The sequence below is a fragment of the Methylobacterium fujisawaense genome (assembly GCF_014138435.1).
Lineage (GTDB): Bacteria > Pseudomonadota > Alphaproteobacteria > Rhizobiales > Beijerinckiaceae > Methylobacterium > Methylobacterium fujisawaense.
Window position 1 is genome coordinate 157,275 of record NZ_JACJIM010000007.1, and the last position, 23,946, is coordinate 181,220.

Sequence of the window (23,946 nt, forward strand, 5' to 3'; positions counted from 1 at the left end):
CCGATGCCGATACGCGCCAGCGATCTCCTCACCCTGACCCGCGAGGGTCTCTATTGCCCGCTCGGGCGCTTCCACGTCGATCCGACCTGGCCGGTGGAGCGCGCGCTGATCACCCACGGGCACGCCGACCATGCCCGCGCCGGCCACGGACAGGTTCTGGCGACGCCCGAGACCCTGCGGATCATGGCGGTGCGCTACGGCGCGGAGTTCTGCCGCCAGCGGCAGGAGGCGCCGCTCGGTGCGGCGCTCCGCGTCGGCGACGTCACCGTGCGCTTCGCGCCGGCGGGCCACGTGCTCGGCTCGGCGCAGATCGCCATCGAACGGGACGGGGTCCGGGTCGTGGTCTCGGGCGACTACAAGCGGGCGCCGGATCCGACCTGCCTGCCCTTCGAGGTGGTACCCTGCGACGTGTTCATCACCGAGGCGACCTTCGGCTTGCCGGTCTTCACGCATCCCGACACGCGGGGCGAGGTCCGCAAGCTCCTCGACTCGGCGCGGCTTTTTACCGAACGCGCCCACATCGTCGGCGCCTACGCGCTTGGCAAGGCGCAGCGGGTGATGGCGCTTCTCCGGGAGGAGGGCTGGGACCGCCCGATCCACCTGCACGGCGCCATGGAGAAATTGACGACGCTGTACAAGGAGGAGGGGGTGCCGCTGGGCGACACGCCCAAGGTCGTGGCTGCCGAGCGCAAGGACCTGCAGGGGGCGATCGTGATCTGCCCACCCTCGTCGATCCAGGATCTGTGGTCCCGGAAGTTCCCCGATCCCGTGACCTGCTTCGCCTCGGGCTGGATGCGGGTGCGCGCCCGCGCCCGCCAGAAGGGCGTCGAGCTGCCGCTGGTGATCTCCGACCATTCCGACTGGCCGGACCTGTGCCGCACCATCCGCGACACCGGTGCCGGCGAGGTCTGGGTCACGCACGGTCAGGAGGATGCGCTGGTCCATTGGTGCGGGACGCAGGGCATCAAGGCCAAGCCCCTCCACCTGCTCGGCTACGGCGATGACGGCGAGGCCGAGCCGGGCTCCGTCGAGGCCGGCTCCGGGACGGAGGCGGCGGCGTGAACGCATTCGCCCACCTCCTCGACCGCCTCGCCTACGAGCCGCGCCGCAACGCCAAGTTGCGGATGCTGCAGGACTACTTTTCGCGCACCCCCGATCCTGAACGCGGCTACGCGCTCGGCGCCATGACCGGCACGCTGAGCTTCCGCGAGGCCAAGCCGGCGCTGATCCGCGGACTCGTCGAGGAGCGGATCGACCCGGTCCTGTTCCGGCTGTCGCATAACTACGTCGGGGATCTCGCCGAGACGACGGCGCTGATCTGGCCCGTCCCATCTCTCTCCCCCCCCGCAGAGGCGGGAGGGGATGGGGCCGCCGGGATCGGCCACAACAACCCGCCGCCACCGAGTCTGGCCGAAGTCGTCGAGACGCTCAGCACGATCCCCAAGCGCGAGCTCTCCCGTCACCTCGCCGGCTGGCTCGATGCCCTCGACGAGACCGGGCGCTGGGCGCTCCTGAAGCTCGTCACCGGCAACCTGCGGGTCGGCGTCTCGGCGCGGCTCGCCAAGACGGCCGTCGGCGCCTTGGGCGGCCACGAGGCCGATGCCGTGGAGGAGGTCTGGCACGGGCTGACCCCGCCCTTCGCGACCCTGTTCGCCTGGGTCGAGGGCCGGGCCGAGCGGCCCGAGACCCTGAATCCCGCCCCGTTCCGGCCGCCGATGCTGTCGCACCCGATCGAGGAGGAGGCCGACCTCGAGAAGCTGGAGCCCGAGGCCTTCTCGGCCGAGTGGAAGTGGGACGGCATCCGCGTCCAGCTCGTCGGCGGCCCCGACCGGGCGGGTCAGCAAGTCGGAAAGGTCTATTCCCGCACCGGCGAGGACATCACCGGGGCGTTCCCGGATCTCGCCGAGGCCATCACCTTCACGGGGGCGATCGACGGCGAATTGCTGATCCTGCGCGAGCGGCGCGTGCAGAGCTTCAACGTCCTCCAGCAGCGCCTGAACCGGAAGGCGGTGACGGCCAAGCTCCTGGAGGAGTTTCCCGCCCATGTCCGGGCCTACGACCTCCTCACCCTCGCGGGCGAGGACCTGCGGGCCGAACCCTTCGAGGCCCGGCGGGAGAAGCTGGAGGCGCTGGTCACCCGCCTCGACCACGCGCGGATCGACATCTCGCCCCGTGTGCCCTTCGCGGATTGGGCGGCGCTGGCAGCCGCCCGGGCGGATCCGGCCTCGGTGGGGGCGGGCGAGGATGCCGACGCCATCGAGGGCGTGATGCTCAAGCGCCGGAACAGCCCCTACCTGCCGGGCCGTCCCAAGGGACCGTGGTGGAAGTGGAAGCGCGAGCCGCACATCGTCGACGCCGTGATGATGTACGCCCAGCGCGGGCACGGGAAGCGCTCGTCCTTCTACTCGGACTACACGTTCGGGGTCTGGCGGGCGGCGCCCGAGGGCGGCGACGAGCTGGTGCCGGTGGGCAAGGCCTATCACGGCTTCACCGACGCGGAACTCGCCAAGCTCGACCGCTACGTCCGCAACAACACCACCAAGCGCTTCGGCCCGGTGCGCGAGGTCGCCCATGGACGCGACGCCGGGCTGGTGCTGGAGATCGCCTTCGAGGGCGTCCAGCGTTCGACCCGGCACAAATCGGGGGTGGCGATGCGCTTCCCCCGGGTCAGCCGCATCCGCTGGGACAAGCCGCCCGCCGAGGCCGACCGGATCGACGTGCTGGAACGGATCCTCGCTCGCGGCGAGCGCGAGATCGCGCCGGGGGCGACCCTGATGGAGGAGACCGGATGAGACGGGGAAACACCAGGGCCGGCACGATCGGTCCGGTCGAGGCGCTGGCCTCCGGCGCCGTTGAGCGCCACGCGAGCGGGCGCCTCACCATCGCAACCGCGGGGCCGGGCTTCACGGATTTCACCGCCGCGGTGGCGGCCTTCGTGCGCGGCAGCGGCATCCGGGACGGTCTCGTCACGGTGTTCTGCCGGCACACCTCGGCCTCGCTCACCATCCAGGAGAATGCCGACCCCGACGTCCAGACCGACCTGATGACCGCGCTGGACGGGTTCGCGCCGCGGCAGGCCGGCTACGTCCACGGCGCCGAGGGACCGGACGACATGCCGGCCCATATCCGCACCCTGGTCACCGATTCGGCCCTCACCATCCCGCTGGTCGACGGAACGCTGGCGCTCGGCACGTGGCAGGGGATCTACCTGATCGAGCACCGCGACCGGCCGCATCGGCGGGAGATCGTGCTGAGCGCCCTCGGGGCCTGACGCCTCCACGGTCGCCGCAGGTGGAGCGAAGCGACCCGGGCCAGTGCGACCGGATCGGGCTCGGCGCGGCGGGATTGCGGCGCCCCGCTACCCCCGACGCCCCCGGGCCGGCTCAGCAACATGTGTAAACACACCGTCGGTTAACCATAGTGCACGCCTATGGGTCGTCGTCGGATCGGGAGCCGTGCCGCTCCGGCGAATGGAGACCCCGATGGGCCTTTTCACCGCGCTCTCGAATTCGATTTCCGGCGCCTCGGCGCAGTCGCTGGCCCTGAACAACATCTCGGGGAACATCGCCAACACCCAGACGGCGGGGTTCAAGTCCACCGAGACGAGCTTCGCCGACATGCTGGCCGAGACCGATCGCAGCACACAGCTGGCCGGCGGGGTGTCGCCGGGCACGCGCAACAGCCTGAACATCCAGGGTACGGTGCAGTCGACCGGCGTATCGACCAATCTCGCCATCTCGGGCAACGGCTATTTCATCGTCCGGAAGAACACCGGGACGACCCAGAGCCCGAGCTTCACCGGGGATACCGGCTACACGCGACGCGGCGACTTCGCTCCGGACGCCAGCGGCTATCTCAGCAACGGTGCGGGCTACTACCTGTTCGCCGGCCCGTCGGCGACCGCGCCCGTCCAAGTCCCCACCGGCGCCAATACCCTGTCGAGCCTCACGGTCTCGCCGGCCGGCACGCTCACCGGCACGGCCGCGGATGGCAGCTCCGTGGCGCTCGGCTCGCTGCAGCTGGCGCAGTTCGGACTGCAGGACAATCTCGCTTCCCTCGACGGGGGGACCTACGTGGCGACGGGTCAGTCGGGCACGCCGAGCTACGGCCTCAACGGCGCGACCATCGCCGCCGGCTCCGTGGAGCAGTCGAACGCCAGCATCTCGGATCAGTTCTCGAAGATGATCGAGACCCAGCAGGCCTATACCGCCAACACCAAGGTCATGAGCACCACCGACCAGATGCTGCAGGACGCCATCGCGATGTACACCTGACGCGGTAGCGGGGCGGCCCGAGCGGTCGTCCAGGATCAGGGTGGCCCCCGGGACGGGGGCGAATGTCAGGACGCGGTCGGTCACGACACGGGGCAACCGGTCACAGGAACTTCAGCGGGTCCTTCTCGGGCGGGGGCGGCGCCACGTCGGCGCGGTTCCACCAGCCGCCGCCCAGGGCCACGAACAGGGCGGCGGTGTCGGCGTACTGCGTGGCGCGCGCCGCGGCCGAGGTGACCAGCGCCGAGAGGTAACCCTGCTGGGCGATCAGCACCTGCGAGGAGGTGATCGCCCCCGCCGTGTATTGCTTGCGGATCAGCCCCAGGCTCTGGTTCGTGGCGCTCACCGCCGCGTCGGCGGCGGCCACGGCCTTCGCGTCGGCCTGGAGCGCCCGCAGCGCGTCGGCGACGTTCTGGAAGGCGGTGATCACCGTCGCCTTGTACTGCGCCTGCGCCACCGTCAGCGATTCCTCGGCGGCGCGCTGCCGCCGGAACAGGGTGCCGGCATCGAAGATCGGCGCCGTCGCCTGCCCGATGATCGTGAAGAACGCCGCCCCCGGACTTGTGACCTGAGCGATCCGGGTGGCGCTGGAGCCGCCCGTGGCGGTCAGGCTGAATTGCGGCAGGCGGTTCGCCACCGCGACGCCCACCGTGGCGCTCGCCTGCTGCACCAGGGCCTCCGCCGCCTTCACGTCGGGCCGCTGCTGCACGAGCCGCGAGGGCAGGCTCACCGGGAGCCGCGTCGGCAGGCGCAGGGCGGCGAGGTCGAAGGTCTCGGAGACCTCGTCCGAGGGCAGGCGCCCGGCCAGCGCGGTGAGCAGGTTGCGCTGCTGCGCGAGCGCCTTCTCCAGCGGAGGCAGCAGCTGCTGCGACAGCGCCAGCGCCGCCTGCTGCTGCACCACGTCGGCCCCGGCAATCTGCCCCAGGGAGAGCTGCTTGTTGTAGAGCTGCAGCACCTCGGTCTGCGCCTGGATCACCTTGCGGGTCGCGTCGATCTGCGCCCGCAGGGACGCCTCCTGGATCGCGGCGGCGACCACGTTGGCGGTCAGGCTCAGATAGGCCGCCTCCAGCTGGAAGCGCTGGTTCTCGGTGGTGGCCTCCAGGGCCTCGATCTGCCGGCGGTTCCCGCCGAACACATCCGGATTGTACGAGACCACCGCCTGCGGCGTGGAGAGGCTGTAGAGATACTGGTTCTGGTTGTTGAGGGGCGATTGCAGGTCGAGGCCGGGCGCCTGGGCGCCCTGGATCTGCGGGGTCGCGGTCAGGCTCGGATAGAGCGTGCCCTTCTGGGCCAGCACGTTCTGCTGCGCCACCCGCAGGGAGGCCTGCGCGGCCTCCAGCGTCGGGTTGTTGGCGAGGGCCTGCTCCACGAGGCGGTTCAGCGCCTTCGAATGGAACAGGGTCCACCACTGGCCGGGGATGTCGGCGCCGGAGACGAAGCTCTGGTCGGCCGAGCCGCCCTGCCGGGTCCGGATCTTGTCGGCCGCGGAGGGATTCTGCAGCGGCTCCTTGGTGTAGCGGCCGACCGGCGGGTCCTCGGGCGGCACGAAGTTCGGGCCGACCGCGCAGGCCGACAGGCACAGGGAGGCCGCCAGCACAGCGGCTGCCCGTCTGCACCGTCCCGGCGCAAAGTCCACCATCCCGCCCCCGAAAACCCCACCTCGGTAGAGCGGCGCGGACCGCATCCAAGTCAATGCAACTGTCCCCTGTTGGCGCCCGCGGGGATGCCGTTGTGGCGCCCCTGCAACGGGCAGAGCCCCCGCCCGTGCGGTCGTGAACCGGCTCACGCGGCGGCCCGATGCGCGGACCGGGCCTGTGCGTCCGGGTTCGGGTGCCGTCGGGAGAACAGGGAGATCAGCACCGGCACGACCACGAGGATCAGGTTCGGCGCCAGGATGATGCCGCCCACCACCACGAGCGCCAGCGGCTTCTGCACCTGCGAGCCGATGCCGGTGGAGACCGCCGCCGGCAGCAGGCCGACGCAGGCCGCCACGCAGGTCATCATCACCGGGCGCATGCGCACCACGGCGGCGTGCCAGACCGCCTCCTGCCGCTTCCAGCCTTCGTCGAGCAGCTGGTTGTAGTAGGCGAGCAGGATCACGCCCTCCATGGTCGAGATCCCGAACAGCGCGATGAAGCCGATCGCCGCCGAGATCGAGAACGGCGTGCCGGTCAGCGCCAGGGCGAAGATGCCGCCGATCATCGCCATCGGGATCACCGACAGGGTCAGCAGCATGTCGGCCACCGACGAGAAGTTGATGTAGAGGAGCAGCGCGATCAGCAGCAGCGTGATCGGCACCACGAGGCTGAGCCGGGTGGCCGCCTCCTTCAGGTTGGTGAACTGCCCGACCCATTCCAGCCGGTAGCCCGGCGGCAGGTCCACCGCGTCGGCGACCTTGCGCTGCGCCTCGATCACCGCGCTGCCGAGGTCGCGGCCGCGCACCGAGAACTTCACCGGGATGTAGCGCTCCTGGTCCTCGCGGTAGATGAACGAGGCCCCCGAGACGAGGTCGACATCGGCGATCTCGGAGAGCGGCACCTGGATGACGCCGCCGTTGGGGTTCTGGGCACCGACCGCGATGTTGCGGATGCCGGCCAGCGACGAGCGGTACTCCTTGGCGAGCCGCACCCGCATCGGGAAGTGACGGTCCGAGCCGTACTCGTAGAGGTCGCCCGCGGTCTGGCCGCCGATCGCCGCCTGGATGGTGGTGTTCACGTCGCTGATCGAGAGGCCGTAGCGGGCGGCCTTGTGGCGGTCGACATCGATCCGCACCGTCGGCTGGCCGAGGGATTCGAAGACCGACAGGTCGGTGACGCCCGGGACGCTGGCGAGGGCTGCCTTCACGGCATTGGCGGTCTTGGTGAGCTGGGTGAGGTCGTTGCCGTAGATCTTGACCGAGTTCTCGCCCTTCACGCCCGAGGCGGCCTCCTGGACGTTGTCCTCGATATACTGCGAGAAGTTGAACTCGATGCCGGGAAACTCCGCCTCCAGCTTCTTGCTCAGGTCCTGGATCAGCGTCTCCTTGTCGAGGCCCTTGCGCCACTGGTCGATGGGCTTGAGCGGCGCCAGGATCTCGACGTTGAAGAAGCCCGTGGCGTCGGTCCCGTCGTTCGGGCGGCCCTGGTGCGACAGGACGGTGGTGACCTCCGGGACCTCCTGGAAGATCTTGCGCATGCGCTGGACGTAGGCGTTGCCGGCCTCCAGCGAGATCGAGGCCGGCATCGTCCCGCGCACGTAGAGATTGCCCTCCTCGAGCCGCGGCAGGAATTCGAGGCCGAGGTTGCGGGCCGTGAGCCCCGAGACCAGCAGCACCGCCAGCATCACGGCAAGCGCCAGGACGCGGTTGCGCAGGCCGAAGGCCAGCGCGCGTTCGTGGCCGACGCGCAGCACCCGCACGATGAGCGTATCGCGCTCCTCGAGCTTCTTCGGCAGCATCAGGGCCGAGAGCGCAGGCGAGACCGTGAAGGTGGCGAGCAGGCCGCCGAGCAGCGCGTACGCGTAGGTCTTGGCCATCGGGCCGAAGATGTGGCCCTCGACGCCGGTCATCGTGAACAGCGGCAGGAAGCCGACGATGATGATCGTCGCCGAGAAGAAGATCGCCCGGTTCACCTCGCGCCCGGCGACCGCGATGGTGCCGAGCCGGCCCGTCAGGCCGTCGGGCGGCGTCTCGCCCTTCACGTGGTCGGGCTCGGCGATGTGGCGGAAGACGTTCTCCACCATGATCACGGTGGCGTCGACGATCAGACCGAAATCGATAGCGCCCAGCGACAGGAGGTTCGCCGAATCGCCGCGCACCACCAGGATCAGGATCGCGAAGCCGAGGGCGAACGGGATCGTCGCCGCCACGATGATCGCGCTGGTGAGCGAGCCCAGGAACAGCCACTGCACGACGAAGACCAGCACCACGCCGAAGACGAGGTTGTGCATCACCGTGTGGGTGGTGGTGTGGATCAGGCCCGAGCGGTCGTAGATCCGCTCGATCTTCACGTCGGGCGGCAGGATCGTGGAGCTGTTGATCTTGTCGATCTCGGCCTCGACCCGTTCCAGCGTCGGCAGGCTCTTGCCGCCGCGGGTCATGAGCACGATGCCCTCGACGATGTCGGGCTGGTTGTCGTGGCCGACGATGCCGAGGCGCGGGGCGTTCGACACGCGCACCTCCGCCACGTCCCGCACCAGCACCGGGGTGCCGTTGACGAGGCTGATCATCGTGTCCTTGATGTCGTCCATGTCGCGGATCAGGCCAATGCCGCGCACCACCGCCGATTGCTGGCCGACGTTCAGCGTCTGGCCGCCGACGTTGATCGAGGCGTTGTTCAGCGCGTTGGTCAGCTGCACCAGGGTCAGGCCCTGGGCCTGGAGTCGGTTCAGGTCGACCGCGACCTCGTATTCCTTGGCCTTGCCGCCGAAGGCCGTGACGTCCACGACGCCGGGGATCGCCTTGAACCGGCGCTGCAGAACCCAGTCCTGCAGGGTCTTCATGTCCATGGGCGAGTAGCCCGCCGGGCCGACGAGCTTGTAGCGCATGATCTCGCCCACCGGGCTCGTCGGCGAGATCTGCGGCGTCGCTCCGTTGGGCAGCGTCGGCGCCTGCGACAGGCGGTTGAGCACCCGCTGCAGCGCCTGCTCGTACGTGTATTCGTAGTTGAACTGGACCTTCACGTCCGAGAGGCCGAACAGCGAGATCGTCCGCACGACCTGGGCGTTGGGGATGCCGGCGAGCGCCACCTCCAGGGGGATGGTGATGTAGCGCTCGATCTCGTCGGCGGACTGGCCCGGGTTCTGGGTGATCACGTCGACCAGCGGCGGGACCGGGTCTGGATAGGCCTCGATGTTGAGCTGCGTGTAGGCGCCGTAGCCGACGCCGAGCATCACGACGAACAGCAGCACCACCAGCACGCGCTGGCGCAGCGAGAAGGTGATCAGGGCGTTCATCGGACCGGATCCCCGCTCAGGACGCCTTGTCGCCGGTGGCCGCCCGATCGATGAACAGGGCCCCCCGGGTGACCACCTGCTCGCCCGCGCGCAGGCCCTGGACGACCTGGGCATTGTCGCCGTTGATCAGGCCGAGCTTGACGTCGCGCGCCTCCACGGCTCCGTCGGGCCGCGCCACCCAGACATGGGTGCGGTCGCCCTCGTACACGATGGCGGCCACCGGCACGCTCGGGCTCGGCTCGCCCTTGCCGGTGATGATCGTGTAGGTGGCAAACATCTCCGGGCGCAGCACCCGGTCCGGGTTGTCGACCTCGCTGCGCACGGCCAGCCGCCGCGTCGCCGGGTCGAGGCTGGAGGCCATGTAGTTCACCCGGGCCTTGAACACCCGGGCGCCGAAGCCCGCCACCTTCGCCTCGACCTCCTGGCCGATGCGGATCTTCGGGATCTCGCTCTCGCGGACGTTGGCGACGAGCCACACCGTCGACAGGTCGCCGATCACGAAGACCGGGTCGCTGGAGGCGGAGAGGTACTGGCCGGTGCCGACCTTGCGCTGGACGATCGTGCCGGCGATCGGCGCCCGGATCTGCGTCTCGGCGCTCATCGTGCCCTTCTTCTCGAAGGCGGCCATCTCGGCGTCGGTCTTGCCCAGCATCCGCAGACGGTTCTTCACCGCGTCGAGGGCGCCCTCGGCGGTCTTCAGGTCGCTCTGGGCGGCGATGACGTCGTTCTGGGCCGATTGGTAGTCCTTCAGGGCCGTCGCGTGGGCCTGGAACAGCTCCTGCTGCCGCTGCGCGATGGTCTGGTCGAGCTTCAGAAGCGCCTGCTGCTTCTGGAGGTTGTTCACGGCCGCCTGATAGTCGTTCTGCGCCTGGACCATGTCGGTGGCCTCGAGCGTCAGCAGAACGTCGCCGGCCTTCACGTCGTCGCCGGCGCGGGCCAGGACCTTCGTCACGCGGCCGGCATAGGGCGAGACGACAGGGACGTTGTCGTCCTCGTTGAGGGCGATCCGTCCCTCGGCGGTGCCCTCGGGCCGGAACACCAGGTTGGCGACCGGCAGGATCTCGAAGGCGGCACGCTGCTCCTTGGAGGGCCGGAACACCCGTTCCACCGGGCCGGCCTTCTCCACATCGATGCCCGGGTCAGGGTTGGCTGGTGCGAACAGCCCCGTCAGCGCGGCGACGAGGTTCGAGGCCGTCTCGCGGGTCCGGTCGGAGAACGCGAAGGCCAGGCCCGCAGCGGCCGCGAGCAGGACGGCGACGACCAGGAGGCGGGCCCACCGACGGTTGCGCGGGGGCACGGTGACGGCCTCGTCCTGGTCCAGCGGATTTCGGGCGTCCATGCGGATGATCTTCTAGGTCCGGGCCATGGGACCGGGCTGATTGACGAGGGTACGATTCGTGCCAGGACGACGCCGAGATCAATGCGATCGCTGGTGCTTTTCTATGGCGCTCCGCGGGATGGTTCCCGGCAGCAACGCGTGCCTAGAGCAAAGCTTGTCAGACAGGCAATCGATCTGGCGCCCCAGTCGCGAAACCGTGTGGCCCCGTCTTCCTTTGACGGGATTTGTTACAATATGACAACGCTCGCGGGGCCTGACCCGCCCGATCCCGATTCCGTCACCGAAGAACCCGTCATGTCCGAAACGAGCAACGCTCCCGCCCCGGCCGCATCCGGCTCAGCCGCCGGCAAGATCCCGGTCACCGTGCTCACCGGCTATCTCGGCGCTGGCAAGACCACGCTCCTCAACCGGATCCTCACCGAGAATCACGGTAAGCGCTACGCCGTGATCGTCAACGAGTTCGGCGAGATCGGCATCGACAACGACCTCGTCGTCGGCGCGGACGAGGAAGTGTTCGAGATGAACAACGGCTGCGTCTGCTGCACGGTGCGCGGCGACCTGATCCGGATCATGGATGGGCTGGTCAAGCGCCGAGGCAAGTTCGACGCGATCATCGTCGAGACCACCGGCCTCGCCGATCCGGCCCCCGTGGCGCAGACCTTCTTCGTCGACCAGGACGTGGGCGAGGCCGCCCGCCTCGATGCGGTGGTGACGGTGGCCGACGCCAAGTGGTTGTCCGACCGCCTGAAGGACGCCCCCGAGGCGAAGAACCAGATCGCCTTCGCGGACGTGATCCTGCTCAACAAGAGCGATCTCGTCTCCCCGGCCGACCTCGACCGGGTCGAGGCCGAGATCCGCACGATCAACCCCCTGGCCAAGCTCCACCGCACGCAGAACTGCGCGGTGCCCCTCGAGGCCGTGCTGGAGCGCAACGCCTTCGACCTCGACCGCATCCTCGACGTCGAACCCGACTTCCTGGAGGCGGGACACCACCACCATCACGATTCCGACATCCGCTCGGTCTCGGCCAAGATCGAGGGTGAGGTCGATCCCGACAAGTTCATGCCGTGGATCTCGAACCTGACCCAGTCGCAGGGTCCGGACATCCTCCGGTGCAAGGGGATCGTGGCCTTCCCGAACGAGCCGAAGCGCTTCGTCTTCCAGGGCGTGCACATGATCCTCGACGGCGACGTGCAGGGCGACTGGGGGAAGGACGAAAAGCGGGTCTCGCGGGTGGTGTTCATCGGGCGCAACCTCGATCCGGCGGCGATCACGGAGGGCTTCGAGGCCTGCCGCGCGTGAGCCGACCGGCCGCCTCCCACGGGGGCGGCCGGGCCCTGAGCGCCGCCCGAAGGCGATTCTCAACGATTGGATGGCATCACGGCACGAGCGGGCCAGCGTAACCGGCCCGTGGAGCCCGCGTAGCCATGGCCCACACCGCAGCGCCTGCAGGCCCGGTCCCGTCCGGGATCGCGGGCGGACTCCCGCTCATCGTGGCCGTCGAGGGGCTGGCCAAGGCGCTGTTTGCGGCGTTCATCTTCTTCGCCTGCTTCGCCTTCTCGGAGACCTCCCCGTACGACGCGGTGGCGATCCCCACGATCCTGCTCTGGCTCTGCCTCGGCGTGCGGCTGCACCGCGGGGCGGTGCCGCTGGTCGCACTCCTCCTGCTCTACCTCGCGGCCATCGTCTCCGCGCTGCTGCCCTACCTGAACGAGGAGTTCCCGGTCACCTGGACGGTGCAGCTGATCTACCTCGCGATCACCTGCATCTTCTTCGCGATGTTCTTCGCGGACGACACCCACGCCCGGATGGAGCTGGCGCTCAAGGCCTACACGGCGAGCTGCGTGTTCTCGGCGGTGCTCGGCATCGTCGGCTATCTCCAGTGGCTCGGGATCGAGGACCTGTTCTACAAATACGACCGGGCCTCGGGCACCTTCCAGGACCCGAACGTGTTCGGCTCCTTCCTGACGCTCGGCGCCCTCTACCTGATGCACGGCCTGCTCACCGGCTCGACCCGGCGACCGCTGGTCTCGCTCGTCGGCCTGCTGATCATCGTCGCCGGCATCTTCCTGTCGTTCTCGCGGGGCTCCTGGGGCGGGAGCGTCGTCGCAGTGCTTCTGATGGTGGGATCGGTCTATGCCGGCAGCACCGCCCCGCGCCTGCGCCGCCGCATCGTGCTCCTGACCCTCGCCACGGTCGTCCTCGGCACCGTCGCGGTGATCGGGCTGCTCTCGGTCGACCACGTCCACAAGATGTTCGAAACCCGCGCGGCCCTGACCCAGGACTACGACCAGGGCGAGACCGGCCGCTTCGGCAACCAGATCCGCGGCTTCGCGATGCTGCTGGAGCGGCCGTTCGGCATGGGGCCGATGCACTGGCGGCTGACCTTCGGGCTCGAACCGCACAATTCGTATATCGGCTCCTTCGCCAACGGGGGCTGGCTCGGGGGCACGGTGTTCATCGGCCTCGTGGTGATCACCGGCATCGTCGGGTTCCGGCTCCTGGCACGGCCGTCGCCCGTCCGGGCGCACGCGCAGATCGTCTGGCCGGCGCTGCTGATGTTCTTCCTGCAGGCGGTCCAGATCGATATCGAGAAGTGGCGCCACGTCTACATGATGCTGGGCATGGTCTGGGCGCTGGAGGCGGCGCGGCTGCGCGCGGGCGCGCCGCAGGCGGGTGCGCTTGAAACGCGGCGCTAGGCGCGGCATCGCTCGGCTCCGGCCGAGCTGCCAATCCGCACCCGGAGACGGTACGTGAACACACAGCCGGACAACGAGGGCGATCGGGTCGCCGCCCTTGAGGCCCTCGGGATCGTGGGCACGCCGCCCGAGCCGCATTTCGAGGCCGTCTGCCGGACAGCCTGCCGCCTGTTCGGCGTGCGCCACGCGTTCGTGGCCTTCCTCGGTGACACGCATCAGTGGCTCAAGACGCCCTGCCAGGCCTTGCCGACCACGATGCGGCGGGATCAGAGCCTGTGCCAGCACACGATCCGCAGCGATGCCCTGCTCGTCGTACCCGACACCCGTCTCGACGCGCGCTTCCGTGACCTGCCCGCCGTCGCTGCGCCGGACGGGATCCGGTTCTATGCCGGTATCCCGCTGAGCCTCGAGCCCGGCCTGCGGATCGGCACCTTCTGCCTCGCCGACCCGGAACCCCGAGCCGGTCTCTCGCCGGCGGACGCCGCCGCCTTCCGCGACCTCGCCGCGATCGTCGTGGCCCATCTGAGGCTGACGGAGGCCAATGCCAAGCGCGAACGCGAGATCGCGCAGGCCGCGATCCGCGAGGCGGTGATCCGCGAGCAGCATCGCGAGATCCATGCCCGGTCCCGCACTCAGGAGGCGGCGAACCACCAGCTCCTGATGGCCGAGCAACTCGCCAGCGTCGGAAACTGGCGCGTGGACCTCTCGGACGGTCAGCCGGTCTGGTCGGCCAGCCTCTACGCCATCGCCGGTCGCGACCCCGCGACACCGCCGCCGCGTCTCGACGCCTTCTCGCAGATCTACCATCCCGACGACCGCGCCCGGCTCGAGGCGATCGTCGCCGACGCGGTCGCCCGCAGAACGCGATTCGATTTCGAGGCGCGGCTGATCCGTCCGGACGGCGAGCTCCGCGACGTGGTCGTCCGCGGCATGTGCCGGGGAGAGGACCCCAATGCCGGCCTCGTCGGCGTTCTCATCGACGTGACCGAGCGCCGGCGCGCCGAAGACGAGGTGCGCCGGAGCGAGCTGCGCTATCGCGGCCTCGCCGAGGCGCTGCCGCTGCTGGTCTGGACCATGCGGGTCGGGGACGGACAGTCCACTTACGCCAACGCCCAGTTCCAGTCCTATTACGGGCCGATCGGGCCCGAGCGCGCGGAGCGCCTGATCCGGAACCACCCGGAGGATGCGCCCGCTATGGAGGCGGCCTGGACCCGGGCGGTCGAGACCGGGACGGGCTATAGCGGCCAGTGGCGGATCCGCCGCCACGACGGCCTCTACCGGTGGCACAAGATCTCGCTGATTCCGATCCGCCTCGATCCGGCGGACGGCGCTGTGGCGGAGTGGCTCGGGACCGCACTCGATGTCGACGACATCATCACGGCGCGGCTCGCCGTCGAGGAGGCCCGCGGCCTGCTGGGCATTGCCCTGGACGCCGCCGAGGCCGGCACCTGGGACTGGGACATGCGCACCGGGCTCGTCACGCTGAGCCCGGAAAGCGCCCGGATGCACGGTCTGCGGGATAACGGCGCCGCACACACGCTGTCGGCGTCCGAATGGACCGCGTTGATTCATCCCGACGACGTCGCCGATGTCTGGATCGAGATCCGACGGGCGGTCGAGTCCGGGACCTCCTATGCGGCCGAATTCCGGGCCGGCGGGCGCTGGCTCTACGCGCGCGGGCGGACGCTCTGCGGCGCCGAGGGGCACCCTCAGAGCATGGTCGGCCTTCATCTCGACATCACCGAGCGCAAGGCGGTCGAGGCGGCCCTGCGCACCGCCACGCGGGATGCCGAGGCGGCCCGCACCGAGGCGGAGCGCGCGAGCGCGGCCAAGAGCGAGTTCCTCGCCGCGATGAGCCACGAGATCCGCACGCCGCTCAACGGCATCCTCGGCTATGCCGAGCTGCTCCTCGACGGCGATGCGATCCAGAGCGAGGACCGGCGGCGCCTGGAGCTGATCCAGAGTTCCGGAGCGGCCTTGCTCACGGTCGTCAACGACATCCTCGACTTCTCGAAGATCGAGGCGGGCGAGCTGACCCTCGATCCGGTCCCCTTCCCGCTGGTCTCGATCGTGGACGGGACGGTCTCGATCGTGCGCGGCAGTGCGCTGCGCAGCGGCCTCGCCATCGAGGCCCGGATCGACCCGGCCCTTCCGACCTTCGTGATCGGTGACGCGGGACGCTTGCGTCAGGTGCTGCTCAACCTCCTGAACAACGCCGTGAAGTTCACGCCCGAGGGTTCCGTTACGGTGACCGTGGAGCGGGAAGGCGATGATCGCGCCGCCGACGGTCGCCCCGGCGACGCGGTGCGGTTTTCCGTGATCGATACCGGCATCGGCATCGCGCCGGCGCAGCAGGACAGGCTGTTCAAGCGGTTCAGTCAGGTCGACGGCTCCATCAGCCGGCGGTTCGGCGGCACCGGCCTCGGTCTCGCGATCTCCCGGCACCTCGTGACCCTGATGGGCGGCGAGATCGGCGTCGTGAGCCGCGAGGGGGAGGGCTCGACCTTCTGGTTCCGCCTGGTGCTGCCGCGGGGCGAGCAGGGCGCCGACGCGGCGGAGGACCGGATCGAGGCGGATCCGGCGCTGCTGCGGTCGCAGTCCGTGGCCGCCCCGGCGGCCGGCGCCGTGCCAGCCTCCCCGATCCGGCTGCTCCTGGTCGAGGACGTCCCGCTCAACCAGGAACTGGCCTGCGCGGTGCTCGAATCCCAGGGCTACACGGTGGATGTCGCCGGGGACGGGGCCGAGGCGATCACGGCGGTCGGATCGTCCGTCGCGGCGGGGCGCGCCTACGATCTCGTGCTCATGGACGTCCAGATGCCCCGGGTCGACGGGCTCACGGCGACCCGGCGCATCCGCGCCCTGGCGCCGCCCGCCTGCGACATCCCGATCGTGGCCATGACGGCGAACGTCCTGCCGTCGCAGATCGAGGAACTGCGCGAGGCCGGGATGGACGATTATGTCGGCAAGCCGTTCCGGCGGGCCGATCTCTTCGCCACGATCAGCCGCTGGACGGCCCCGGGCGCGCGCCGCCCGGCGCGGGCCGAGGAGCCGCGCACCGTACCCGACATCGATTCCGCCGTCCTCGATGCCGCGGTTCTCACCGAAATGACGGCGAGCTTCGGCTCCGACCGGGTGGGGGCGCTGCTCGATCTCCTGGCCAACGAGCTGTCCGAGCGGTTCCGGCCGAGCGAGACCGACCGTCTTCAGATCGCTCACGACGCGCACGCCCTGGTGGCGGCGGCGGGGCTCCTGGGCTTCGTCGGCCTGTCGAGCCTGTGCCGCGAGGTCGAGGCCGCCGCCCATGCGGGGGCCGACCTGATGCCGCTGATCCGGCGCCTGGAAATCCAGCGGGCGACGGCGCTGCGCGCCATCCGGCAGCTGCGCGCGGCCTGATGCGACGCGGCTGAGGCGCGGGCCGGCGCCCCGACAGGGGCCGCCCCGCGCGGTTGGGACCTATGCCTCGTCGGTCTCGGGCAGCGGGTCGCCGGTCCAGGTCGTCGCGAAGGCGGCGAGCTCCCGGGCGTCGGTGAAGGCCGCCACGGTGACCTCCCGCTCCGCCGGTTCCGCGCCCGGATAGGGCGCGAGCAGGATCCGCACCCGCGCCAGCCGGCCGCTGGGCGCCTTGTCGGCGATCCAGGCCTGCGCGTCCGGCGTAAAGCGTTCCGGGCCGTCGAGGGCCCGGGCGTCGGTGCGCAGCACGACCACGTAGGTGCCGAGGCTCGGATCGGCCTCCTGAACAGCCTTGACGATGTCGATCACGGGCTTTCCGCGAAGTCGTTGATTTGAACCTGGGCCTGCGCCGACGTGAAGTTAGGGATGTCCGCGAAGATCTCCTCGCCATGGGCGGCGACGGCTTTCTGGAAGGCGTCGACCGACGCGAAGGTCAGCAGCGCCATCACCTGGAACGGGGCGGTGCCGCCGTCCGGCGTGCCGGCGCCCTTGACCACCTTGGCCTCGTGCAGGCCGAGGGACGACCAGCGCTCGCGCACCAGCGGCATGTGATGGCCGAGATAGTAGCCCATGTCGAAGCTCGGGCCGGCCGGATACATCACGCTTACCAGGATCATGGGGCTTCCTTTCTGTGTCACGCCCGGTCCGCCCGGGCGCCCGTCCTCGGTTCGTGGGGCGACGGTCAGTGCAGCTTCACTCGCGGCTCGGTGCGCCGGGTCAGCGCGCGCGCCAGGGTGTCGAGGACCGTCTTGGCCGTGCCGTGGAGCGCCCGCTCGTGCATCTTGTAGAGCGAGCGGTACATCATGCGGGCGAACAGGCCGGCGATGAGCATGTTCTTGCCGCGGACGAACCCCATCAGGCTGCCCACGGTCGAGTACTCGCCGAGCGAGACCAGCGAGCCGAAATCCTTGTACCGGAACGGCTTCAGCGGCTTCCCGGCGATCTTGGCCGGGATCTGGCTGATGAGGTGGCTCGCCTGCTGGTGGGCCGCCTGGGCGCGGGGCGGCACCGGCGTGTCGGAGCCGGCCTCCACCAGATAGGCGCAGTCGCCGATGGCGAAGATATCCGGGTCGCGGGTCGTCTGCAGCGTCGGGGTCACCACCAGCTGATTGGTCCGCGTGGTCTCCAGGCCGCCGATACCCTGCAGGAAGGGTGGCGCCTTCACCCCCGCCGCCCACACGACCAGCTCGGACGGGATGAAGGTCCCGTCGGCGAGCTGGACGCCGTCGGCGCGCACCTCGGTCACCCGGGCCTTCACGCGCACGTCGACGCCGATCTTGTTGAGGAGCTGCATCACCTCGGCCGAGAGGCGCTGCGGCACCGCCGGCAGGATCCGGTCCGCGGCCTCCACCAGGGTGATGCGGATGTCCTTGCCCGGGTCGATCTTGTCGAGCCCGGTGGAGACGACGTGGCGCAGCGTCCGGTGCAACTCGGCGGCGAGTTCGGTTCCGGTGGCGCCCGCGCCGATCACCGTGACGTGGAGCTGGCCGGGCCGGACCGGGCCGACCTGGGTGTGGGCCCGCAGCGAGGCGTTCACGAGGCGCTGGTGGAAGCGCACCGCCTGCTCCTGGGTGTCGAGGGCGATGGCATGCTCGGCGACGCCCGTCGTGCCGAAATCGTTCGTGGTGGAGCCCACCGCCATCACCAGCGTGTCGTAGGGGACGGCGCGCTCGGGCGTGACCTCGCGCCCTTCCGCGTCGTGGCTCGCCGCGAGCTGGACCGTGCGCGCGTCGCGGTCGAGGCCGGTCATGCGCCCGATCCGGTAGCGGAAGCCGTGCATGTGGGCGTGATGCAGGTAATCCACCGCGTGGTGGCCCACATCGAGGCTGCCGGCCGCCACCTCGTGAAGCAGCGGCTTCCAGATATGCGTCCGGGCGCGGTCCACGAGGGTGATGTGCGCGCGCTTGCCGCGCCCGAGCTTGTCGCCGAGCTTCGTCACCAGCTGGAGGCCGGCGGCGCCGCCGCCGACCACCACGACACGATGCAGGCCGGACTCGTTCTCGACGGATGCCATCGACACTCTTTCTTTCCCCGGACCGGGATTAATCGCCGGCCTCCTTACACGGCCTGGGCCGCCGAATTCCACAACCGCTTGTCGCGGCCCCAGGTCACCAGCGCGGATTCACGCGCACGCGTGGCGCGCGATCACGCCGACGGGGCACCCGGCTGACGCAACGGGTGTGCCTCCGCGACCGCGGGCAGGGCGAGGCAGGCCTCGGCGATTCGCGCGACAGTCGGGTAGGCCGCCGTGTCGATGCCGAAGATGCCGGTCCCGACCCAGAGGCTGACGAGGCAGAGATCGGCATGGCTCACCGAATCGCCCTGGCAGAAGCGTCCCGTGCCCGCCTCGGTGGACAGCCGCGTCTCCAGGGTCACGAGGCCGGTCGTGAAGGCGTTGCGCAGGAAATCCAGCATCCGCTCCCGGGGCAGACCGTAATGCTCCATCAGGAAGGTGCGCACCCGGGGCACGTAGAGCGGGTGGGTATCGCACGCGACCACCTGTGCCAGCGAGCGGGCCCGGGCCCGCGCCCGGGGCTCCTCCGGCAGGAGGCGCACGCCGCCCCGCGTCTCCTCCAGGTAATCGAGGATCGCGAGCGACTGGGTGAGCGGCGGCCCGTCGCCGTCGAACAGGGCCGGTACCGCGCCCTGCGGGTTGATCCTCCGGAACTCCGGCTTGTGCTGGTCGCCCGCGTCGAGATCGATGAAGGTCTCCTCGTAGGCGATGCCCTTCAGCTTCAGGGCGATCCGCACCCGGAAGGCCGCAGCCGAGCGCCAGTTGCCGTACATGTGCATGGGGAGCGATCTCCGACGGGATCGGAAGAGCACAGCCGAGTTTGCCGCGCACCGCAAGTGGGACGTGGACGCGGCCGCCCGGGGGCGACAAGCGGCTTCGGCCGGCCCATATCGGTCTTCCGTCCCGGAGAGCCCGCACGATGGCCGATCAGACCGACGCCCGCCGCTTCATCCCCCTGAACATCGCGGTCCTGACCGTCTCCGACACGCGCCGCCCGGAGGACGACCGCTCGGGGGACACCCTGACGCAGCGCCTCACCGAGGCGGGGCATCGTCTGGCGGCCCGGTCGATCGTGCCGGACGAGGTCCCGGCGATCCGCGGCCAGGTGGAGGCGTGGCTGCGCGATCCCGGCGTCGACGTGGTGATCACCACCGGCGGGACCGGCTTCACCGGCCGCGACGTCACCCCCGAGGCGCTGGAGCCGCTGTTCGAGAAACGGATGGACGGCTTCTCGGCCGTGTTCCACCGGATCTCGTACGACAAGATCGGCACCTCGACCCTGCAATCCCGCGCCACCGCGGGGGTCGCGCAGGCGACCTACGTGTTCGTGCTGCCGGGCTCACCGGGCGCCTGCCGGGACGCCTGGGACGGGATCCTGGCCCAGCAGCTCGACTACCGGCACCGGCCCTGCAACTTCGTGGAGATCATGCCGCGTCTCGACGAGCACCTGCGGCGCGGGGCCAGCATCGCGGTGTGAGCATGAGCCTCAGTCCGGGCCCGCCCGCGGCGGCCCGGAATGACGGGATCGTCATGGAGGATCGTGAGGGGCCGGTCCGTCTGACCTACGCCGCGTTCCCCTCCTTCCGGCGCAGGACCGAGTGCTTGCGGCCGTAGAAGAAGTACACGACGAGGCCGATCGCCATCCAGATCACCAGCCGCAGCCACGTGTCGAGGGGCAGGCCGATCATCAGGAGCAGGCAGAACAGGATGCCGAGGATCGGCACGACCGGCACGGCGGGGGCCCGGAACGGCCGCTTCATGTGGCGCTCGGTCCGCCGCAGGTAGAGCACCGAGCCGCAGACGAGGATGAAGGCGGCGAGCGTGCCGATGCTCACCATCTCCCCGAGGATGTGGATCGGCACCAGGGCCGCCACCACGGCGACCACGGCCCCGATCAGCGCCTGGCTGCGATACGGCGTCTGGTAGGTCGGATGGACGTGGGAGAACATCTTCGGCAGCAGGCCGTCCTGGGCCATGGTGAAGAAGATCCGGCTCTGGCCGTAGAGCAGGACGAGGATCACCGTCGTGAGCCCGGTCAGCGCCCCGAGCTTGATCAGGAGGGCGAACCAGCCGATGCCGATCACGTCGACGCCCTTGGCGATCGGGTCGGGGACGTTCAGCTCCTTGTAGGGGACGAGGCCGGTGAGCACGGCGGCGACGAGCACGTACAGGATCGTGCAGACCGCCAGCGAGCCCAGGATGCCGATGGGCATGTCCTTCTGGGGCTTGCGCGCCTCCTGGGCGGCGGTGGAGACCGCGTCGAAGCCGATGAAGGCGAAGAACACCACGCCGGCGCCGCGCAGGATGCCGCTGGCGCCGAAATGCCCGAAGGTGCCGTCGTTGTCGGGGATCAGCGGGCTCCAGTTCGCGGTGTCGACGTGGCCCCAGCCCAGCGCGATGAAGGCCACCACCACGGTGAGCTTCACCGCGACCATGATGTTGTTGAAGCGCGCCGATTCCTTGGTCCCGCGCATCAGCAGAATCGTGATCAGCGCCACGATCAGCACCGCCGGCAGGTTGAACAGAGCCGTCCCGCCGCCGTCGATCGGCGTGCCGGGCGCGTTCGCGAACTGGGCCGGGATCACGATCCCGACGGTCTTCAGGATGCTGATGACGTAGCCCGACCAGCCCACCGCCACGGTGGCGGCACCCATGGCGTATTCGAGGATCAGGTCCCAGCCGATGAGCCACGCGAAAAACTCGCCCAGCGTCGCGTAGGTGTAGGTGTAGCTCGACCCCGCCACCGGGATCAGCGCGGCCATCTCGGAATAGCACAGGCCGACGAAGGCGCAGGCGATGCCGCCGAGCACAAAGGACAGCATGATCCCCGGTCCGGCATACTGGGCCGCCGCCGTGCCGGTGAGAACGAAGATGCCGGCGCCGATGATCGCCCCGATGCCCATCGCGGTGATCGAGAGGGCGCCGAGCGACTTCGAGAGCTGCTGCTCGCCCTCACCGCTCTCGACGATGTCGTCGACCGATTTGCGCCCCATCAGGCCCGACGATTCCATTGCACCATCCTTCCAGGTCGAGCCAGGTCAGCCCGCTTCCACAGATGTAGAGTCGGCGAAATTTCTGCCGCGCTTCAAGTGTTGTAGAGGCGGACTGACCGACAACAACGAGGGCCGGCGCAAGATTCTGCCGGTCAGGCGCGTTCGATCCGGGCGATCAAGGGCCGGACCTTGAGGCGCGCCGCGAACGGGCCGCCGCTCATTAGGGCCTCGCGCCGGACGACGTCCCCGGCCCGGGCCTGCCGGGCGCCCATCACGCTCTCCAACCGGCCCACGAGCCGTTCGAGCCAGCCTGCGGCCGTACGGTGCAGGCGGCCGAGGGCCGTCTCCGGCCGCGCCGTCCCGACGAAGCGGTCGAGGGTGCGGATCCAGCCCTCGGCCGGAACGTCCCCGGCCTCAAGGCACAGGATCCAGTCCCGGCGGGCTGCGGCAGCGCCCGCGGCGTAGGGATTGCCGCCCCGGTGCAGCACGAGCGTCGCGCCCGTGGCCTCCGCGACGGCTGCCACGGCTTCACTCTCGCTGCCCGAAACGATCACCGCGTCGCCGATGAGGCCGCCGGCCACGCCGGAGACCAGCACGCTGAGCGTGTCGGCCAAGCGATCGATCGCGTCCGGATCGGCCGGGTCGGCCAGATAGGTCACGGCGGAGAGCATGAGCGCGCGCATAGACGATTCTGCGCCGCCGTAAACCGCCCGGCCGCCGTCGGGCGGCCGTGTCGCTGTCCGGACAGGCGACAAAGCTGTGTCTGCCTGAAAAAGAGGCGTTCGGCCGACGGTTGTTCGCTCTATGTTCCGAGCGGGATCGGGCAGGAGACGAGTCGCCATGGTGTCGATACCCGATGACGTCTCGGGCCGGCCCGCCCAGCGACTCGGCCCGAGCGGTGTGCCGCGGGATGCTCGGCGCGGGCGTGGTGCCACGGCCAATCCCACCGGCCGCCACGAGCCGGCCCGGCGGGAGACGTTCCACGAGGAGACCGGGATGGCGGACGCGCCGGCGCCCCTGCGCACGCAGGTCACCCCGGAGCGCTCCACGCGGATCATCGCCCGCAACAGCTCGCCCGACATCCCCTTCGACCGGTCGATCAACCCTTATCGGGGCTGCGAGCACGGCTGCATCTACTGCTACGCGCGCCCCACCCATGCCTGGCTCGGCCTGTCGCCGGGGCTCGACTTCGAGTCGCGGATCTTCACCAAGCCGGACGCCGCAAGGCTGCTGGCCCGCGAGATGGCCGCGCCGGGCTACCGGCCCGAAACGATCGCCCTCGGCACCGCCACAGATCCCTACCAGCCCGTCGAGCGCGCGCACCGGATCACCCGCGCGGTGCTGGAGGTGCTGCGGGACGCCCGACATCCCGTCAGCATCACCACCAAGTCGGACCTCGTGCTGCGCGACCTCGATATCCTGGCGGCGATGGCGGCGGACAATCTCGTGCTGGCGGCGATCTCGTTGCCGACGCTGGATCCGGACCTCGCCCGCCGCCTCGACCCGCGGGCGCCGCGGCCGGACAAGCGGCTCGCGGCGATGCGCGCGCTGAGCGCGGCGGGGGTGCCCGTCATGGTCAACGTCTCGCCGATCATTCCCGGCCTGACCGATCACGAGATCGAATCGATCCTGGCCGAGGCGCGTGCGCACGGGGCGAGTCGCATCGGCCACGCGCTGCTGCGCCTCCCCGGCGAAGTCGCCGACCTCGTGGCCGACTGGTTCGCCGAGCACTATCCGGAGCGCAGGGCGCGGGCCTTCGCGCTCCTGCGGGAAGCCCGGGGCGGGCGCGAGAACGACCCGCGCTTCGGCCACCGCTTCCGCGGGGAGGGGGCCTACGCGGCGATGATCGGCCAGCGGGTCCGGCTCGCCGGCACGCGACTCGGCTTCGCCTTCGGGCGGATGGCGCTGAACCGGGAGTTCTTCCGCAGACCGGGGGCACAGTTGTCGCTGTTCTGAGACGGCGCGGCGTCGAGCCCGGCTGGCCAGGATCGTATGAGCGGAGCGCCTGCCGGGCCAGATGAATCCGCCGTCGGTGCAGCAGCTTATCGATCATCCATCTCCAATTCCGCTGGAAATGGCGACGTACCGCACTCGTCGCGTCAATCGGGACTTCGATTGCGCGAATACTCGGCTTGTTGACTCTAGGTTTAATCTTAATTGCCAAAATACATATTTCGATTGAGTCTTGAATTCGAGGTTGACAGCAAAGATCTTTTGTCCTCTATGAAGTCGTTTTCTAGGTTTGTAT

Annotated in this window: 18 protein-coding genes; 9 read left to right on the forward strand and 9 right to left on the reverse strand. The window is 69.8% G+C overall.

The annotated features are described in order from the left end of the window. The first annotated feature begins 3 nt into the window (after positions 1–3). From GGQ91_RS21790 to GGQ91_RS21805, 4 genes are all read left to right on the forward strand, one after another. Positions 4–1,062: a ligase-associated DNA damage response exonuclease gene (locus GGQ91_RS21790; protein ID WP_182592828.1), complete on the forward strand. Its 1,059-nt coding sequence runs from the start codon at positions 4–6 to the stop codon at positions 1,060–1,062. Then, positions 1,059–2,792, forward strand: a complete 1,734-nt coding sequence (locus tag GGQ91_RS21795; RefSeq protein WP_043358064.1) for a cisplatin damage response ATP-dependent DNA ligase — start codon at positions 1,059–1,061, stop codon at positions 2,790–2,792. Before GGQ91_RS21790 ends, GGQ91_RS21795 begins: the two co-directional genes overlap by 4 nt. After that, positions 2,789–3,271: a secondary thiamine-phosphate synthase enzyme YjbQ gene (locus tag GGQ91_RS21800; protein WP_043358066.1), complete on the forward strand. Its 483-nt coding sequence runs from the start codon at positions 2,789–2,791 to the stop codon at positions 3,269–3,271. The genes GGQ91_RS21795 and GGQ91_RS21800 overlap by 4 nt, the downstream gene beginning before the upstream one ends. Positions 3,272–3,482: 211 nt before the next feature. Continuing rightward, entirely contained in the window at positions 3,483–4,274 is a 792-nt protein-coding gene (locus GGQ91_RS21805) for a flagellar hook basal-body protein (RefSeq protein ID WP_043358075.1), read from the forward strand. Between the two features lie 100 nt (positions 4,275–4,374). Here GGQ91_RS21805 and GGQ91_RS21810 read toward each other — a convergent pair whose 3' ends face one another. The 3 genes from GGQ91_RS21810 to GGQ91_RS21820 all read right to left on the reverse strand — a co-directional run bounded on the left by GGQ91_RS21810 (position 4,375) and on the right by GGQ91_RS21820 (position 10,542). Continuing rightward, positions 4,375–5,910: an efflux transporter outer membrane subunit gene (locus tag GGQ91_RS21810; RefSeq protein WP_182592829.1), complete on the reverse strand. Its 1,536-nt coding sequence runs from the start codon at positions 5,908–5,910 to the stop codon at positions 4,375–4,377. Between the two features lie 143 nt (positions 5,911–6,053). After that, the gene (locus GGQ91_RS21815) at positions 6,054–9,203 is read right to left on the reverse strand and encodes an efflux RND transporter permease subunit (protein ID WP_043758984.1); all 3,150 of its coding nucleotides are present in this window, start codon (positions 9,201–9,203) and stop codon (positions 6,054–6,056) included. 16 nt (positions 9,204–9,219) lie between these two features. Then, positions 9,220–10,542: an efflux RND transporter periplasmic adaptor subunit gene (locus GGQ91_RS21820; protein WP_182592830.1), complete on the reverse strand. Its 1,323-nt coding sequence runs from the start codon at positions 10,540–10,542 to the stop codon at positions 9,220–9,222. Positions 10,543–10,836: 294 nt separating this feature from the next. Here GGQ91_RS21820 and GGQ91_RS21825 point away from each other — a divergent pair, with 294 nt between their 5' ends. From GGQ91_RS21825 to GGQ91_RS21835, 3 genes are all read left to right on the forward strand, one after another. Continuing rightward, complete coding sequence (locus GGQ91_RS21825; RefSeq protein WP_043385135.1) at positions 10,837–11,844, forward strand: CobW family GTP-binding protein; 1,008 nt, start codon at positions 10,837–10,839, stop codon at positions 11,842–11,844. 125 nt (positions 11,845–11,969) lie between these two features. Continuing rightward, the gene (locus GGQ91_RS21830; RefSeq protein WP_182592831.1) at positions 11,970–13,241 is read left to right on the forward strand and encodes an O-antigen ligase family protein; all 1,272 of its coding nucleotides are present in this window, start codon (positions 11,970–11,972) and stop codon (positions 13,239–13,241) included. Positions 13,242–13,295: 54 nt separating this feature from the next. Further along, positions 13,296–16,634 (forward strand): ATP-binding protein, encoded by a 3,339-nt coding sequence (locus GGQ91_RS21835; protein ID WP_182592832.1) that lies wholly within the window; start codon positions 13,296–13,298, stop codon positions 16,632–16,634. Between the two features lie 60 nt (positions 16,635–16,694). Here GGQ91_RS21835 and GGQ91_RS21840 read toward each other — a convergent pair whose 3' ends face one another. The 4 genes from GGQ91_RS21840 to maiA all read right to left on the reverse strand — a co-directional run bounded on the left by GGQ91_RS21840 (position 16,695) and on the right by maiA (position 19,484). After that, entirely contained in the window at positions 16,695–17,000 is a 306-nt protein-coding gene (locus GGQ91_RS21840) for a hypothetical protein (RefSeq protein WP_043355733.1), read from the reverse strand. Further along, entirely contained in the window at positions 16,997–17,308 is a 312-nt protein-coding gene (locus tag GGQ91_RS21845; protein ID WP_043355731.1) for an EthD family reductase, read from the reverse strand. Before GGQ91_RS21845 ends, GGQ91_RS21840 begins: the two co-directional genes overlap by 4 nt. A 65-nt stretch (positions 17,309–17,373) precedes the next feature. Beyond that, a complete protein-coding gene (locus GGQ91_RS21850) occupies positions 17,374–18,705 on the reverse strand; it encodes an NAD(P)/FAD-dependent oxidoreductase (RefSeq protein ID WP_182592833.1) in 1,332 nt (443 codons plus the stop codon). Between the two features lie 131 nt (positions 18,706–18,836). Further along, a complete protein-coding gene (gene maiA / locus GGQ91_RS21855) occupies positions 18,837–19,484 on the reverse strand; it encodes a maleylacetoacetate isomerase (RefSeq protein ID WP_182592834.1) in 648 nt (215 codons plus the stop codon). A 140-nt stretch (positions 19,485–19,624) separates the two neighbouring features. Between maiA and moaB the strand changes: the two genes are divergently transcribed. Continuing rightward, positions 19,625–20,182 (forward strand): molybdenum cofactor biosynthesis protein B, encoded by a 558-nt coding sequence (moaB, locus tag GGQ91_RS21860; RefSeq protein WP_182592835.1) that lies wholly within the window; start codon positions 19,625–19,627, stop codon positions 20,180–20,182. A gap of 85 nt (positions 20,183–20,267) precedes the next feature. Here moaB and GGQ91_RS21865 read toward each other — a convergent pair whose 3' ends face one another. Next, the gene (locus tag GGQ91_RS21865) at positions 20,268–21,716 is read right to left on the reverse strand and encodes an amino acid permease (protein WP_043385144.1); all 1,449 of its coding nucleotides are present in this window, start codon (positions 21,714–21,716) and stop codon (positions 20,268–20,270) included. A 134-nt stretch (positions 21,717–21,850) separates the two neighbouring features. Then, positions 21,851–22,381 carry a hypothetical protein gene (locus tag GGQ91_RS21870; protein WP_083683565.1) on the reverse strand — a complete coding sequence of 177 codons (531 nt, stop codon included), beginning with the start codon at positions 22,379–22,381 and terminating at the stop codon, positions 21,851–21,853. A 157-nt stretch (positions 22,382–22,538) separates the two neighbouring features. Here GGQ91_RS21870 and GGQ91_RS21875 point away from each other — a divergent pair, with 157 nt between their 5' ends. Beyond that, entirely contained in the window at positions 22,539–23,654 is a 1,116-nt protein-coding gene (locus GGQ91_RS21875; RefSeq protein WP_051976158.1) for a PA0069 family radical SAM protein, read from the forward strand. Positions 23,655–23,946: the final 292 nt, after the last annotated feature.